Origin of the sequence: Thermosynechococcus sp. PKX82 (genome assembly GCF_031583255.1) — a bacterium.
In the GTDB taxonomy this organism is placed as follows: Bacteria; Cyanobacteriota; Cyanobacteriia; order Thermosynechococcales; family Thermosynechococcaceae; genus Thermosynechococcus.
In genome coordinates this window covers 1,185,590-1,198,862 of record NZ_CP134169.1, presented here as the reverse complement: position 1 = coordinate 1,198,862, position 13,273 = coordinate 1,185,590, and the positions used below count along the sequence as shown (strand labels likewise).

The window sequence follows — 13,273 nt, the reverse complement described above, 5'->3', positions numbered from 1 at the left end:
CCATGTTTCGCTTTCCTCTTTTCTCTTTTATTAAGTTATTTTTGCCCACAACAGCAGTCATTGCCGCTCTGTTAACACCCCTGTATTTTAGTCAACGCTACGCCCTTCTGAAGGACTTACAACTGCAGGAGGAGTATAAACTAGAGCGCAGCCGGTTGCTCCTAAGAATGATCTTAGATGACGCGGTTGAAGATTTGAGAGCTTTGATGGCACTGCAGGTGTTGTCTAATTTAATGGAGGCTTCTGCTGGGGAAGAGGCTCACGAAAAGGCAAAGGCAGGACTGGCAGCATGGCAACACCTCAAAAAACACTATGATCAATTTTATTTTCTTGATCCAGAGGGCAGGGTGCGTTTTCAGTGGCATGCCACACCCAAAGCAACGGATGCCGCTGCGACCAAGACAATTGACCGTTACTGGCCTATCCTACAGCGATTGACCCCCAACCAGATTTTTGTTTCCCCCTTGGATTTAATAGAGGGCACCGGTTTCAGCTTGGCTCAACCTGTTTTGTATATTGGGGTACCCCTGTACCAAAAAGCAGCACCAAGGGGGGTTTTGCTGGTTCGTTACCGCGCCAGCCACCTTCTCAATCAGTTGATCAACAATTGCAATCTAGGGAACAGCAGCTGCCTCCTAGCGGATGACCAAGGCTATTGGTTCATTGCAGAAAATCATCACCAGGAATGGGGATTCTATTATCCTGAGCGACAGCAGTTTACGATCCGTAATCAATATCCGCTGCTGTGGCAACAAATGCAACGACGGCCTCGAGGCAGCCTATTCAGCGCCCAGGGGCTATTTATCTATCAAGCCTTTTTTCCCCTAAAGGCCAACTACCTTTCTGCCGATCGGGCAACCAATTCAGCTCGTGACTCGAGCAGCACCCGTTGGTGGTTGGTTTCGCGGCTCTCTGACACCCGGTTGGCGCAATACAGCCGCCGCCTACATCAGGAGTTCCTTGTCCTCTTTGCTGCCCTATCCGTTTTGGTGGGTGGTGCTATCCTGATCATTGCCCGCGATCGCCAGCGCAAAGAGCAATTGCGGGAACTCCTAAGGTCAAGTGAAGCGCGCTTTCGTAGTGTCAGCAAAATGGCGCCGGTGGGCATTTTTACCCTAGATGCCGAGGGACGACCTACCTTTTTGAATCAGGCACTCCTAGACCTGTTGGGCGTCAACAGTCTGGAGGAAGCCGAACAACAGTGGATAGAACGCCTGCACCCTGAGGATCGCGATCGGGTCTTGAAGGCATGGGCTGTCTGCCAGCGAAAGAGGGTACCCCTCAATGAGCGCTTCCGGGTGGTTAAAGAAGACGGCAGCAGTCGCTGGATTAGGGCGCGGATTATTCCTCTGCAGCAAAGCCGTGGCAAAGATCGCTTTGTCGGCACTTGGGAAGACATCTCCCAAATGATCCAGCAACAGGAATTCCTAGAGCAAGCGCGCAGGGCTGCTGAGGAAGCCAGCCGGGCTAAGAGTGAATTTTTGGCCACCATGAGCCATGAAATTCGCACCCCAATGAATGCCATCATTGGCCTGACTGGATTACTGCTGGATACCCCCCTCAATCCCCAACAGCGGGAATTTGTCAACACCATTCGCCTCAGTGGTGACGCCCTACTTGCCATCATCAATGATATTCTCGATTTTTCTAAGATTGAGTCGGGCAAGCTACAGTTAGAGAGCTATCCCTTCAACCTGTGTAACTGCGTCGAAGAAGTCCTCGACCTTTTGGCCGGTCGAGCCAGCGATCGCCAGGTGGAACTAGCTGCCCATATTGAGCCAGGGATTCCCTATGAGGTCATTGGTGATATGGGGCGACTGCGGCAGGTCTTGGTGAATCTCATGGGCAATGCCATCAAATTTACCCAAGGTGGCAATGTGACCCTCTACCTTAAGGGCATGCCTGCACCAATGAGCCAGTATGAGTTTATGCCCCCCTATTACTTATACTGGTTTGCCATTCAGGATACGGGCATCGGCATTTCGCCAACGGGCATGGCTCGCCTCTTTCAGCCTTTTATGCAAGTGGATGCCTCGACCACTCGGCACTACGGCGGCACAGGTTTGGGCCTTGTCATTTGTCAACGCCTTGTGGAGCATATGGGGGGGCAAATTTGGGTAGAAAGTAAAACGGCCACAGATCCTTTGGCCGTTGGCGGCACACCCCCAGCCAACTATGAATCGATCCCAATTGAAGAAAGTGGCTCTGTTTTTTACTTTACTGTCAAATTTCTCGTCAATCCGCGGGCCATTTCCAAAGAGAGCAGGGGGGTCGGCCATCTTGAAAATCGGCGCGTGCTCATTGTGGATGACAATGCTACTAACCGGCAAATTCTGGCCCTACAAACCAAAAACTGGAAAATGCACCCCCTTGTGGCTGAGAGTGGCCCCAAGGCCCTTGTGCTTCTTCAACAACAAGCCCTGCCGGATGTGGCCATTTTAGATCTGCAAATGCCGGAGATGGATGGCATTTCCCTTGCTCGTAAAATTCGCGCCACCTACACGCAATTGCCCCTGGTTCTGCTAACCTCCCTAGGCAATACACTGCCAGAGTCGGAAACTGCTTTATTCTCTGCCCTGATCAGCAAGCCGGTCAAACAGTCCACCCTGTACAATGTCCTTAACCATTTATTTGACAAAAAGCCGACAACGGTATCGCCTAAGCCAGCGGCTGCCCTATCCTTTGAAGACTTAAAAGCCGGTCTGCCGCCGCTGCGGATTCTCATTGCCGAGGATAACAAAGTCAATCAAATGGTGGCACTGCGCATCTTAGAAAAATTGGGCTATCGCGGTGATATTGCTGCCAATGGTTTGGAGGTGCTGGATGCGGTGCAACGGCAGCCCTATGATGTGATTTTGATGGATATGCAGATGCCGGAGATGGATGGGATAACGGCTACCCGTGAGGTGATTAATCTGTTTCAACAGCTGAACCAACCCCGTCCGCGAATTATTGCCATGACCGCCAATGCCATGGAGAGCGATCGCCAGCTTTGCTTGGATGCCGGTATGGACGACTATGTGAGCAAGCCCATTAACCTTGAAGACTTGGTGCGTGCCCTCCGTCAGTGCCATCCCCTCCAGACCTCAACAACTTAACATTTAGCGATAGACTAAAGGAGATAGATTAATTGGTTCTTGATTCCAGTTAGGAATAAATAATTATCTATGGTTACCCCTGAACAACTAACCACCTTAATTCAATCCAGCTTGCCCGATGCCTTTGTTCAAGTGCAAGATTTGACCGGGGGTGGCGATCATTACGAAGCTGTAGTGGTCTCTGCCGCCTTTGAGGGTAAGCGACTGGTGCAGCAGCACCAATTGGTCTATAGCAGCCTTAAGGATCTCATGGCTAGCAATGAACTCCACGCCCTTGCCCTCAAGACCTATACCCCCCAGCAATGGGCACAACGCCAGTGATTTAGAATGCAATCTATTGCTGTTCTTTTGTCACTTGTGAACTCAAGAGGGAAAGCCAACGATGACACCCGAACTCCACGCCAAAATTGATCACCTCGTCAAAAGCAACAAAATCATTGTCTTTATGAAGGGCAGCAAGCTCATGCCCCAATGCGGGTTTTCCAACAATGCGGTGCAAATCCTGAATGCCCTCGGTGTTCCCTATGAAACGGTGGATGTCCTTGAGGATTTTGAGATTCGCCAAGGGATTAAGGAGTATTCCAACTGGCCAACGATTCCCCAAGTGTTTATCAATGGTGAGTTTATTGGTGGCTCGGACATTCTCATTGAGCTATACCAAAGTGGTGAGTTGCAACAACTGGTTGAGGTGGCCTTAGCTTCATAGTTTTTTCTCACCTTCACTGACGCCCAAAATAAATCCCCCATTGCTGGGGGAGCTTCATCATCTGTTCAACAACCTTGACCGTTTGGCCGAGAAAGTGGCGGATTAGCCAAGGTTCACTTTGACGACGCGGTTTTTCTCTTCTTCCGCTTTCGGCAGGGTCAGGTGCAGGATGCCATCTTTGTATTCGGCTTTGACATCGGTGTTTTGAATCCGCACTGGCAGAGGAATGACCCGTTGGAATTTACCGTAGCGGAATTCGGTGCGTTTGATACCATTGCTTTCGCTTTGGCTTTCAGATTTGCGTTCACCACTGACAGAGACGGCATCCGCCGTGACTTGAATGTCGAGGTCTTTGGCCTCCATGCCGGGCAGTTCAATTTTTAGAAGCAAAGCATCAGGCGTTTCTTCGAGTTCGGCTGCCGGCAAGAAGCTGAGATCGCTGCGACGTTCGGTCAAGGGAATCAATTCATCAAATAGACGGTTCATTTGGCGTTGTAGCGCATCGATTTCGCGGAACGGTTCCCAACGAACGAGTGCCATACGCTGATCCTCCTGTATTCCTTAAGGTTTTAGATTGCCCACGGGATGATTTACAGAGAGAACAGCACCAACAATTAACTTTGTTTTTGTTTGCCTTGGTATTGCTTGGGCTTATTCCCTCTGCCTACCTTCACTATAGAGGATGCAAGTTTTGATCTAAGTGGGGTTTAACGATCTCTCCAAGTTCCTTTTCCCGAACCTGTATTATCCTGATGGGGAAATTAAGGAAACATTAAACCTTGTTAGCCAAAAGGTTATCAACAGGGATTTCTTGCAGAATGGCTTGGGCGTTGGCGATCGCCAGTGTCCCCCGCAGAAAACCAATATTTGCCCCCGGACAGAGATAACTCAGGGACTTCTGCCGACAAAAGGCTTTTAATGTCTCAACACTGCGCAGTTGTCGAGGCCAGTGGAAGGTGGTGGCGGTCTTGATGGGGGCCAGTTCTCCCGTCGGCGTAGGGAGTAGGTGACGACCGCTAAAGAGAACACCCCCTTGGCCAGACCAATAGACACAGGCGCTGCCGGGGGAGTGACCGGGTGTCCAGAGGATTTCGAGGGTTTCACTAATCGCTAGATGGTGGTTAAACGGGGTTACGGTCACTTGGGGTAGAAGATAGGCTTCTTGACCATGGATGATTACTTCACAGTTAAAGGTGCGCTGCAGCTCACGAACGCGGGCGATCGCCCCTCGATGGGTAAGGATGAGGCGCTGAACGCCACCCTGCTCCCTGAGCCAATTTTGGCTGCTCTCTGTCCAAGGGGGGGAATCAATAAGGGTATTGCCATCATTTTCTACAATGAGATAAGCAGTGCCTCCCAGCGTCTCGCGGTTTGGTGGAAACCCGTAAACCATGGGCAATACAAGGCGGGGCGGTTTCTGTTGTTGAGCCACAGGGATCGAAATCATGACATGGATTTCCCTTATTGTATTGGGTTTGATCTTGGTCTTTATTGTCCGCCAGAGTGCTGCCCGTGTCAGTCAAACCCCTTGGTGGCTCCTATGGCTGGTGCTGATGTTGCCAGCATTTTTTATTGGGGGTTGGATGCTGCTTTTAGGGAATACCCCTGTGCCGTCGGGATGGTTGATCCTTGTTTTTGTCACCAGTTCGGTGCTCTATCTTGTGCTTTTGCGCCGAGGCCAGCCCTCCTTACCAGCGGCACCACCCACACCCCCACCGCCCACACCGACGGAAAATGGCAAGCTCCTCAATCAGGATGAAGAAACGCAATTGCAGAGCTGTTTCCCTTGGGGCATGTACTATCTGCAACAAATTGAGTATCGTCCGCAGGCGGTGATCTGCCGGGGGCAAATGCGCGGGGATGCGAACCAAGTCTATGAAACCGTGGAGCGCAATATTGCCCAACGCTTTGGCGATCGCTTTCTGGTCATGTTTCAAATGGGTTTGAGTAATAAGCCCTTTTTTGCCTTGATTCCCCGCGATCGCTTGCCCCAGCCCCAACAGCTGTTTCGTCCCGGCCTCAGCCTTGGACTATTGGCTTTAACGTTTCTGACGACAACGGTTGCTGGCTTGGCACTCGTAGCGCCTGAGCTGACGGCGGCGGAACTGCGACTCAATCCCAGTTTGCTCTGGCAGGGGTTGCCCTACAGTGTCAGTCTGCTGTTGATTTTGGGCATCCATGAACTGGGACACTTTGCCACTGCGTGGTATTACCGCGTCAAAGCAACGCTGCCCTACTTTATTCCTCTACCCTTTGCCATGGGCACACTGGGGGCCTTTATCCAGATGCGATCGCCCGTTCCCCATCGCCGTGCCCTCTTTGACATCAGTATGGCGGGTCCCCTTGCGGGATTGCTCGTGACCCTACCGATTCTAGTTTGGGGACTACAGCAGTCCGAGGTGGTACAACTGCCCGCCAATGCTTCCGAGCAGCCCCTCAATCCCCAAGTGTTTAGTCCCCGCATTTCGATTCTCTTTGCCCTGATTGCCAAAGCCATTTTTGGCGCTGCCCTCAAGAGTGATAGTGCGCTACACCTCCATCCGATGGCAGTGGCGGGAGTGCTGGGCTTGGTGGTGACGGCTTTGAACTTGATGCCGGTGGGTCAATTGGATGGGGGGCACATTGTCCATGCGATGTATGGTCATCGGGCGGGGGCAGTCATTGGCCAAGTCAGCCGTTTACTGGTGCTGATTCTCTCCTTTATTCAACCGTGGCTCTTTGTCTGGGCCTTGATCCTCTTCTTTATGCCCGCCTTTGATGAACCTGCCCTCAATGATGTCAGTGAATTGGATAACTGGCGCGATGCCCTTGGCTTGATGGCACTGGTGTTGCTATTGCTCATTATTTTGCCGGTGCCGGCACCCCTGGGGGATTTGCTACTGCCGACACACCCAATGCCATAGGGGATGGCGTTGCCCCTGTTGACGAATGCGCAGGACTTGTTTTTCTAGGCGTTGCTGCCACTTGGGGGATCTGCCCCAGAAAATGTTGCGGGTCTGCCAGTAGAGAACGCTCAGGGTCATGCCAATGCACAGCGCCAAACCGATCGCCGGCAGCCGATTGAAGAGAATGCCATAACGCAACGCTGCCCACGTAAAGTGCTCGCGCATCAGGCTAATTTCATAACGGAAGCCCCAGAGACTCAATGTGCCAACCGTCAGCCAAAGAAAGAGCACTACACTCCAGCGCATGAGAACGGTAAAGCGATGCAGGCGATCCACCTGCTGCCGAAATTCTGACTCAAGGCCTTGGGGCATTCGCGATCGCTCATTAGCAGACATGTCTCTTCTCTATCGTATCTTTTTGCAGCTTTTTCATCATCTAATGTTGGTTTGAGAGGATCATTGGGCAGGGATTGCAAAGCCTCAATTTTATCTTTGTGGCACACTGTTGAGAAACAATGCCAGTGACAAGGAGCCTCCGATGCCAAGCGTGAGTTTACTGCGGGCAACATCCTATGACCTTGACCGTCTCAGTGCATCCCTTGAGGAACTCCTAGCGCCCTTGGGGGGAATGGCGGCGATCGTCAAACCGGGCGATCGCGTGCTGCTCAAGCCGAACTTACTCACCGGCGCACGACCAAAACACGAATGCGTCACTCGCCCAGAACTGGTCTATTGCGTTGCCAAAATGGTGCAGGTGGTGGGGGGACAGCCCTTCCTAGGGGATGGACCTGCCTTTGGCTCGGCATTGGGGGTCGCCCGCAACAATGGCTATTTGCCCTTTATTCAGGAATTGAATTTACCGGTCATTGAATTCCATGGCGATCGCTATGCTACGGACAATCCTGAATTTGCCCACCTGCGCCTGAGCAAAGAAGCGATGGCCGCCGATGTCGTCATTAACCTACCCAAGGTGAAATCCCATGTGCAACTCACCCTCACCCTTGGGGTCAAGAATCTCTTTGGCTGTGTCCCCGGCAAAATGAAGGCATGGTGGCATATGGAAGCGGGTAAGGATGCTGATCGCTTTGGCCGCATGCTCGTCGAAACTGCACGGGCGATCGCCCCCGACCTCACGATTGTGGATGGCATTATTGGCCATGAAGGCAATGGCCCCAGTGGGGGAACGCCGCGCCCCCTGAATATTTTGGGTGCCAGTCGTGATGTCTTTGCCCTCGATCGCGCCCTCGTGGCTATCCTGAATGTGGATCCTGAGCGCATTCCTACCCAACGTGCCGCCACCGCCCTTGGCTACAACTATGAGCTGAGTGAGATTATATTTCCCTTGGCACAGCCCCACGAATTAGCTGTTCGAGACTGGCAACTACCCCAGCAGATGATGCCCATTGACTTTGGTGCGCCGCGTGTCCTCAAGTCCACCTTCAAACACCTCTATATTCGCTGGATCAAGGAACCCCTAACCGCCTATAGCCAAAAGGTCTAAGTTCTCAGCGGGGACGCCCTTTGATAAGCTAGGAAAATGCTGTTGGGGAGAACCGTCCTTGAGCTTTGACTACGATCTCGTCATTATCGGTGCGGGTGTGGGGGGTCATGGGGCTGCCCTGCATGCCGTCAGCGTCGGTCTGAAAACGGCCATTGTCGAAGCCGCAGAAATGGGGGGCACCTGCGTCAATCGCGGCTGTATTCCCTCAAAAGCACTCCTTGCGGCAGCCGGACGGGTACGAGAACTGCGTCAAGCCAGTCATTGGCAAGCCTTGGGGATTCAACTGGGGCAGGTGAATGTGGATCGCGCGGGTGTGGCTGCCCATGCCGCCAATTTGGTACAAAAAATCCGCAGTGATCTGACAAACAGCCTCAAGCGCCTTGGCGTAGACACCCTTATTGGTCGGGGCAAAGTAGCGGGGTGTCAGAAAGTCAGCATTACCACCCCCACGGGTGAGAAAACGGTTACGGCCAAGGACATCATTATTGCCACCGGCTCAGTCCCTTGGGTTCCCCCCGGCATTGAAGTGGATGGCAAGACCGTTTATACCAGTGATGATGCCATTAAGCTGGATTGGTTGCCGCAGTGGGTAGCCATCATTGGCAGTGGCTATATTGGCCTAGAGTTTGCCGATATTTACACCGCCTTGGGTTGCGAAGTGACCATGATTGAGGCACTGGATCAACTCATGCCCACCTTTGATCCAGATATTGCCAAACAGGCACAGCGGGTCTTGATTGCCCCTCGCGACATTGAAACCTACAGCGGTACCCTAGCCAAGCGGGTGATTCCCGGTAGTCCAGTGGTCATTGAATTGGCGGATGCCAAAACCAAAGAAGTGGTGGATGTCCTAGAGGTGGATGCCTGCCTTGTGGCCACCGGTCGCATTCCCGCCACTCAAGATATTGGCCTAGAGAGTGTGGGCGTCAACACCGATAAGCGTGGCTTTATCCCCGTCAATGAGTATTTGGCAGTAACGAAAAAAGGGAAACCCGTTCCCCACCTGTGGGCGATCGGTGACGCCACGGGGAAAATGATGCTTGCCCATGCCGCTTCGGCGCAGGGGATTGCTGTTGTTGAAACCATTGTCGGGCGGCCGCGCCAAGTGGATTATCGCAGTATTCCTGCGGCGGCCTTTACCCATCCGGAAATGAGCTTTGTCGGCTTGACGGAACCCCAAGCCCGTGAGCTAGGGGAAAAAGAAGGCTTTGAGGTACAAGTGGCACGTACCTACTTTAAGGGCAACTCCAAGGCACTGGCGGAAACGGAAACCGATGGCCTCGCCAAGGTGATCTTCCGTGCGGATACGGGCGAGCTACTGGGGGCGCATATCTTTGGTCTCCATGCTTCGGATTTAATTCAAGAGGCCGCCAATGCCATTCGCGATCGCCAAACCGTGAGCCACTTAGCCTTTAATGTCCACACCCATCCCACCCTCTCGGAGGTGCTTGACGAAGCCTTTAAGCGTGCCCACGAGATGGTGAGCCACCGCTGAACTTGCTACGATAAAGTTTGGAGTCTTTCAGGAGTGGGTGATGACACAGGCCACACAACCCGCCAAGGGAATCATGATGACCGAAGCTGCCCTCAAGCACGTGCTTGAACTCCGCGATAAGCACGGCAAAGACCTATGTTTGCGGGTCGGCGTCAAAGGGGGTGGCTGCTCCGGCATGTCCTACACGATGGACTTTGAAGACCCCGCCAATATCCGTCCCGATGATGAAGTCTTTGACTATGATGGCTTCAAAGTGGTCTCCGATCCCAAGAGTATGCTCTACATCTATGGCTTGGTGCTCGACTACAGCAACGCCCTTATTGGTGGCGGCTTTAAGTTTACGAATCCCAATGCCACCCAAACCTGTGGCTGTGGTACCTCATTTTCTGCCTAAGGAGTCCTGCCCTTGACCACATCTCAACCCGTGAGTGACGTTGAACGTCAATTTGAGGCGGCGATCGCCCGCTACAAAGAAGGGGCACCGCCTGGAGAACTGATTCCCACCTTCAAAGAGATTTGCCAGCGTGCTCAAAAAAGTAGCGCCGCTTGGACGTGCTTAGCGTGGCTCTATCTCCTCGATGACAAGCCCCAATCTGCCCTGAAGGCCGCCCAAAAAGCGGTCAAGCTAAATCCTGAAGACCCCCAAGCCCGCATTAACCTTGCGGTAGCGATGCTAGAAACAGGCCAAAAGGGGGTTCGTCCCCACATTGAATTGGCGCAAACCGTTGTTGCTGCTGTCGCTGAGCTGCGCCAAGAGGTCATCGATAACTTTGCCGACGGCCTGCAGCGCAAACCCGATTGGGAGACCCTTGCCCGCGTCAAACAGTGGGTATTGGGGGGATAGCTATGGCACGGCTGCGGGACGTGATCAATTGGCTCTTGGTGGCGGATACCTTCTTTGTCTTGGCTAGCTTTGGCTGGTTTGTGGTTGCCCTTGTAGGGCGCTCCTTGGCGCTACCCCTTGGCTTTGATCTCTGGATCAGCCTCTGGGAACCCCTCTTTATGCCTGCGATTGGCATCTTGATGGCCGCCGCACTCATTAACGGTGCCCTGAGTTATGTGCAAAACCGCTGGCTGCTGCGCTCTGTTGGCAGTGACTTGCGATCGCGGGATTAATCCCTAAACTTGCTCTGCTTCCACATCTACCGTGGTGGTGATGTTGGGCGATCGCCGGCTTTTAATCCGCTCCACCAGCAATTGCGTTAGCTCACTGGCAAGGATCACCATGACCGTGACATCATCCAATTGACCGATGATCGGCACTAGATCGGGTGAAATATCCAGAGGACTGAGCAAATAGATCAAGCTGGCGGCAATGATCAACCAGCGATATTTAGGATGCCGCAACACATTCCGATACCAGTTGTAGAAGCCGCTCATGGCGTATCAACCTTGAATCCTGCTCCTATTCTGGCATAGGGACTCAATGGCCCTAGGTGGGGAAAACCGTCCGCGGTTAATCAAAGTAAAAGAGCGTCACCACCTTATGCTGCTCTTCCGCCAGTTCACAGGTTTGCAGCAGTGTGTGGCTATCGTGAAAAGCAAAACAAATCAGTTGCTGGCAGCGGGAAATAATTTCCTGATTGCAGAGGGAACTGGCTTCTGCGAGGGGCAGGTGATCGTTTTCGGGCTTCTCCACCAAGTGCATCACCTTATCCAGTTGTTGGCGGGACTCGCGAGGCTGGCGCTCAAGACTTTGGGGCAAGATCACCGTTAGCAAATTGGGGTCTGCCCGCATGGCTCCCCGAATTGCCGCTGCATTGGTTCCCACCGCACCTGAGGTCATCAAGCGGTTACCCGCCAGCACGAGGGCATAGCTCATCATTTCAATGAGGTGCTGATGCGTAATCGGGACGTGACGCGAGCCAAGGAGCGCAATCCGCTTCGGACCAGAGTCTTGGATTGTCGCTAATTCCTGCAAAAACTCATCAATTTGGGGGGAATCAATGCCCGGAAGATTCGTCGCCTGCGTCAAGAGCGTGTCTCATATGCTACGGAACGACGCTATTTTAGCATTTTGGCCTTCAATTCTAGTAGGGGTGAATCCAGTTACCAACTGCCCGAAGCCCCCCCACCTGAGGAATGCCCACCCTCATCATCACTGCGGCTCGAGTAACTGTCGTCATAGCTGGAGGAACTATTGAAAATAAACTTGACGATCGCAGAAATGATGCTGGAAGGAATAAGAATGATCAGACCAACAATGATGAAGATGCCCGTAATAATGTCCCCGCCGGCAGTGCTGGTGTAAGTTGAGGGGACAGAGCTACTGGAGGTGGTCAACTGATTGGTCCCCAGTTCATTGAGCAGAGCACGCACCCCATTCATGATGCCCTGCGCCATCTGGCCCCGGCGAAAGTCCGGCAGCATATAGCGATCAATCACGGTTTGCATGCGTGGGTTCCAACCACTGCCATAGGCACTGCCCAATTCAATCCGCACCTTGCGATCGCCAGGGGCAACCAACATCATCACGCCATCATTGCGCCAACGGCTACCCACGCCCCGATGGTTAAATAAATCCGTGGCAAAGGCTTCAAAACTTGAGTGTTGGTTGCTGTAATCGCGATAGGAAGGAATCGTTACCAGTAGGACTTGCTGATTCGTGCGTTGATGAAACGCTTGAAGTTCGGAGCGAACCTGTTCCCGCTGAGGATCCTCTAACACCTTCACTAGATCGTTGACGTAGGTATCGGGTAAATCAGGGAAGCGCACATAGGCTTGAATCGGCGACGGCGCCAGCGTCAACATCAAACCGGCCACCACAGAAAGGAGCGGCAACAAAGGGCGGTTTCGCCAGCGCAAAGTCATCATTTTTTTGAAGGGAGTGCGTCTTGAATCACAGTATAGCTTTTCTGCTCAAAAACATTCTCAATAATGTGTGTATTGATGACTAATTTATGACTAAGTTTGGTTTAAGAATAGATTAATTGTTTTTGATAGATAATTGACGCAGGCACTGGTCTGAGAGTATTAGAGAAATTGACAGGGTTGACGAATTGCCTGTGCCAATAACTGCCGATACTCGCGATCGCTGACAACATACGCCCCAAAGCGCTCAAGATGGGGATTTTGCAGTTGGGCATCAAACAGCAGAAAGCCGCGACGCCGCAGATGCTCCACCAGTTTCACCATCGCCACTTTCGAGCCGTCGGGGATGCGATAGAACATGGACTCGCCGATAAATGCGCCGCCAATCACAATACCGAGAATGCCCCCTGCCAGTTCATCGCCCTGCCACGTTTCAAAACTTACTGCCCAACCTGTGCCGTAAAGCAGATGGTACACGTCCTTAAGACGGGGTGTTATCCATGTACTCGGGCGATCGGCACACCCCTCAACCACAGCAGCAAAGTCCCGGTTAATCGCAACTTGAAAGCGATTTTGATTGAGCACTCGCTGCAAAGACTTCGGATAGCAAAACCGCTCATCGAGGGGAATCAATGCCCGCTGGCGGCTGGTGTACCACTCTAGGTGATCGCCTTCCCCCATGAGAAAGTAGCCTTCGGCATAGCCATCATCAATAAAGGTATCGCGTACCCACTCGGCCTCAGAAATCTCCATGCTGATAATCTGAACAATAGACAC

The 13,273-nt window shown here is 52.6% G+C and carries 16 protein-coding genes; 9 read left to right on the top strand and 7 right to left on the bottom strand.

The annotated features are described in order from the left end of the window. Positions 1 to 2 precede the first annotated feature (2 nt). From RHH53_RS05755 to grxD, 3 genes are all read left to right on the top strand, one after another. Positions 3 to 3,098, top strand: coding sequence for a response regulator (locus tag RHH53_RS05755; protein ID WP_310744215.1), 3,096 nt, complete (start codon positions 3 to 5; stop codon positions 3,096 to 3,098). 69 nt (positions 3,099 to 3,167) lie between these two features. Next, a complete protein-coding gene (locus RHH53_RS05750) occupies positions 3,168 to 3,419 on the top strand; it encodes a BolA family protein (protein WP_149817589.1) in 252 nt (83 codons plus the stop codon). Positions 3,420 to 3,480: 61 nt separating this feature from the next. After that, the gene (grxD, locus tag RHH53_RS05745; RefSeq protein ID WP_181496364.1) at positions 3,481 to 3,804 is read left to right on the top strand and encodes a Grx4 family monothiol glutaredoxin; all 324 of its coding nucleotides are present in this window, start codon (positions 3,481 to 3,483) and stop codon (positions 3,802 to 3,804) included. Between the two features lie 102 nt (positions 3,805 to 3,906). On the opposite strand, the gene RHH53_RS05740 is transcribed toward grxD, so the two are convergent. After that, a complete protein-coding gene (locus tag RHH53_RS05740; protein WP_206201444.1) occupies positions 3,907 to 4,344 on the bottom strand; it encodes an Hsp20/alpha crystallin family protein in 438 nt (145 codons plus the stop codon). 232 nt (positions 4,345 to 4,576) lie between these two features. Next, a complete protein-coding gene (locus RHH53_RS05735; RefSeq protein ID WP_310438405.1) occupies positions 4,577 to 5,251 on the bottom strand; it encodes an MBL fold metallo-hydrolase in 675 nt (224 codons plus the stop codon). On the opposite strand from RHH53_RS05735, the gene RHH53_RS05730 reads away from it, so the two are divergent. Then, positions 5,250 to 6,707, top strand: a complete 1,458-nt coding sequence (locus RHH53_RS05730; protein WP_206201442.1) for a site-2 protease family protein — start codon at positions 5,250 to 5,252, stop codon at positions 6,705 to 6,707. The two genes, RHH53_RS05735 and RHH53_RS05730, sit on opposite strands and share 2 nt — an antisense overlap. Here RHH53_RS05730 and RHH53_RS05725 read toward each other — a convergent pair. Then, on the bottom strand, positions 6,681 to 7,085 hold the full coding sequence (locus RHH53_RS05725) for a hypothetical protein (protein ID WP_149817595.1): 405 nt from the start codon (positions 7,083 to 7,085) through the stop codon (positions 6,681 to 6,683). The two genes, RHH53_RS05730 and RHH53_RS05725, sit on opposite strands and share 27 nt — an antisense overlap. Before the next feature lie 142 nt (positions 7,086 to 7,227). Here RHH53_RS05725 and RHH53_RS05720 point away from each other — a divergent pair, with 142 nt between their 5' ends. Genes RHH53_RS05720 through RHH53_RS05700 form a run of 5 tightly spaced genes read left to right on the top strand, consistent with a single transcriptional unit; the run spans position 7,228 to position 10,801 of the window. Further along, the gene (locus tag RHH53_RS05720; RefSeq protein ID WP_310744214.1) at positions 7,228 to 8,190 is read left to right on the top strand and encodes a DUF362 domain-containing protein; all 963 of its coding nucleotides are present in this window, start codon (positions 7,228 to 7,230) and stop codon (positions 8,188 to 8,190) included. Positions 8,191 to 8,248: 58 nt separating this feature from the next. Continuing rightward, complete coding sequence (lpdA, locus tag RHH53_RS05715) at positions 8,249 to 9,685, top strand: dihydrolipoyl dehydrogenase (protein WP_310744213.1); 1,437 nt, start codon at positions 8,249 to 8,251, stop codon at positions 9,683 to 9,685. A 40-nt stretch (positions 9,686 to 9,725) separates the two neighbouring features. Then, the gene (locus RHH53_RS05710) at positions 9,726 to 10,079 is read left to right on the top strand and encodes an iron-sulfur cluster assembly accessory protein (protein WP_206201439.1); all 354 of its coding nucleotides are present in this window, start codon (positions 9,726 to 9,728) and stop codon (positions 10,077 to 10,079) included. Between the two features lie 12 nt (positions 10,080 to 10,091). After that, entirely contained in the window at positions 10,092 to 10,529 is a 438-nt protein-coding gene (locus RHH53_RS05705; RefSeq protein ID WP_225901669.1) for a M48 family metallopeptidase, read from the top strand. Positions 10,530 to 10,531: 2 nt separating this feature from the next. After that, positions 10,532 to 10,801, top strand: a complete 270-nt coding sequence (locus RHH53_RS05700; RefSeq protein WP_206201438.1) for a hypothetical protein — start codon at positions 10,532 to 10,534, stop codon at positions 10,799 to 10,801. 3 nt (positions 10,802 to 10,804) lie between these two features. On the opposite strand, the gene RHH53_RS05695 is transcribed toward RHH53_RS05700, so the two are convergent. The 4 genes from RHH53_RS05695 to aat all read right to left on the bottom strand — a co-directional run bounded on the left by RHH53_RS05695 (position 10,805) and on the right by aat (position 13,249). Then, a complete protein-coding gene (locus RHH53_RS05695) occupies positions 10,805 to 11,065 on the bottom strand; it encodes a YkvA family protein (RefSeq protein WP_206201437.1) in 261 nt (86 codons plus the stop codon). Positions 11,066 to 11,141: 76 nt separating this feature from the next. Next, complete coding sequence (locus tag RHH53_RS05690) at positions 11,142 to 11,660, bottom strand: hypothetical protein (protein WP_024125793.1); 519 nt, start codon at positions 11,658 to 11,660, stop codon at positions 11,142 to 11,144. A 74-nt stretch (positions 11,661 to 11,734) separates the two neighbouring features. Continuing rightward, on the bottom strand, positions 11,735 to 12,499 hold the full coding sequence (locus RHH53_RS05685; RefSeq protein WP_206201436.1) for a YgcG family protein: 765 nt from the start codon (positions 12,497 to 12,499) through the stop codon (positions 11,735 to 11,737). Between the two features lie 159 nt (positions 12,500 to 12,658). Continuing rightward, a complete protein-coding gene (aat, locus tag RHH53_RS05680; RefSeq protein WP_206201435.1) occupies positions 12,659 to 13,249 on the bottom strand; it encodes a leucyl/phenylalanyl-tRNA--protein transferase in 591 nt (196 codons plus the stop codon). Positions 13,250 to 13,273 lie beyond the last annotated feature (24 nt).

Bases quoted from the DNA above. Each gene is read 5' to 3' on its own strand.
- RHH53_RS05755 (WP_310744215.1), top strand. From the start codon at position 3: ATGTTTCGCTTTCCTCTTTTCTCTTTTATTAAGTTATTTTTGCCCACA.
- RHH53_RS05750 (WP_149817589.1), top strand. From the start codon at position 3,168: ATGGTTACCCCTGAACAACTAACCACCTTAATTCAATCCAGCTTGCCC.
- grxD (WP_181496364.1), top strand. From the start codon at position 3,481: ATGACACCCGAACTCCACGCCAAAATTGATCACCTCGTCAAAAGCAAC.
- RHH53_RS05740 (WP_206201444.1), bottom strand. From the start codon at position 4,344: ATGGCACTCGTTCGTTGGGAACCGTTCCGCGAAATCGATGCGCTACAA.
- RHH53_RS05730 (WP_206201442.1), top strand. From the start codon at position 5,250: ATGACATGGATTTCCCTTATTGTATTGGGTTTGATCTTGGTCTTTATT.
- RHH53_RS05735 (WP_310438405.1), bottom strand. From the start codon at position 5,251: ATGATTTCGATCCCTGTGGCTCAACAACAGAAACCGCCCCGCCTTGTA.
- RHH53_RS05725 (WP_149817595.1), bottom strand. From the start codon at position 7,085: ATGTCTGCTAATGAGCGATCGCGAATGCCCCAAGGCCTTGAGTCAGAA.
- RHH53_RS05720 (WP_310744214.1), top strand. From the start codon at position 7,228: ATGCCAAGCGTGAGTTTACTGCGGGCAACATCCTATGACCTTGACCGT.
- RHH53_RS05710 (WP_206201439.1), top strand. From the start codon at position 9,726: ATGACACAGGCCACACAACCCGCCAAGGGAATCATGATGACCGAAGCT.
- RHH53_RS05700 (WP_206201438.1), top strand. From the start codon at position 10,532: ATGGCACGGCTGCGGGACGTGATCAATTGGCTCTTGGTGGCGGATACC.
- RHH53_RS05695 (WP_206201437.1), bottom strand. From the start codon at position 11,065: ATGAGCGGCTTCTACAACTGGTATCGGAATGTGTTGCGGCATCCTAAA.
- RHH53_RS05685 (WP_206201436.1), bottom strand. From the start codon at position 12,499: ATGATGACTTTGCGCTGGCGAAACCGCCCTTTGTTGCCGCTCCTTTCT.
- aat (WP_206201435.1), bottom strand. From the start codon at position 13,249: ATGGAGATTTCTGAGGCCGAGTGGGTACGCGATACCTTTATTGATGAT.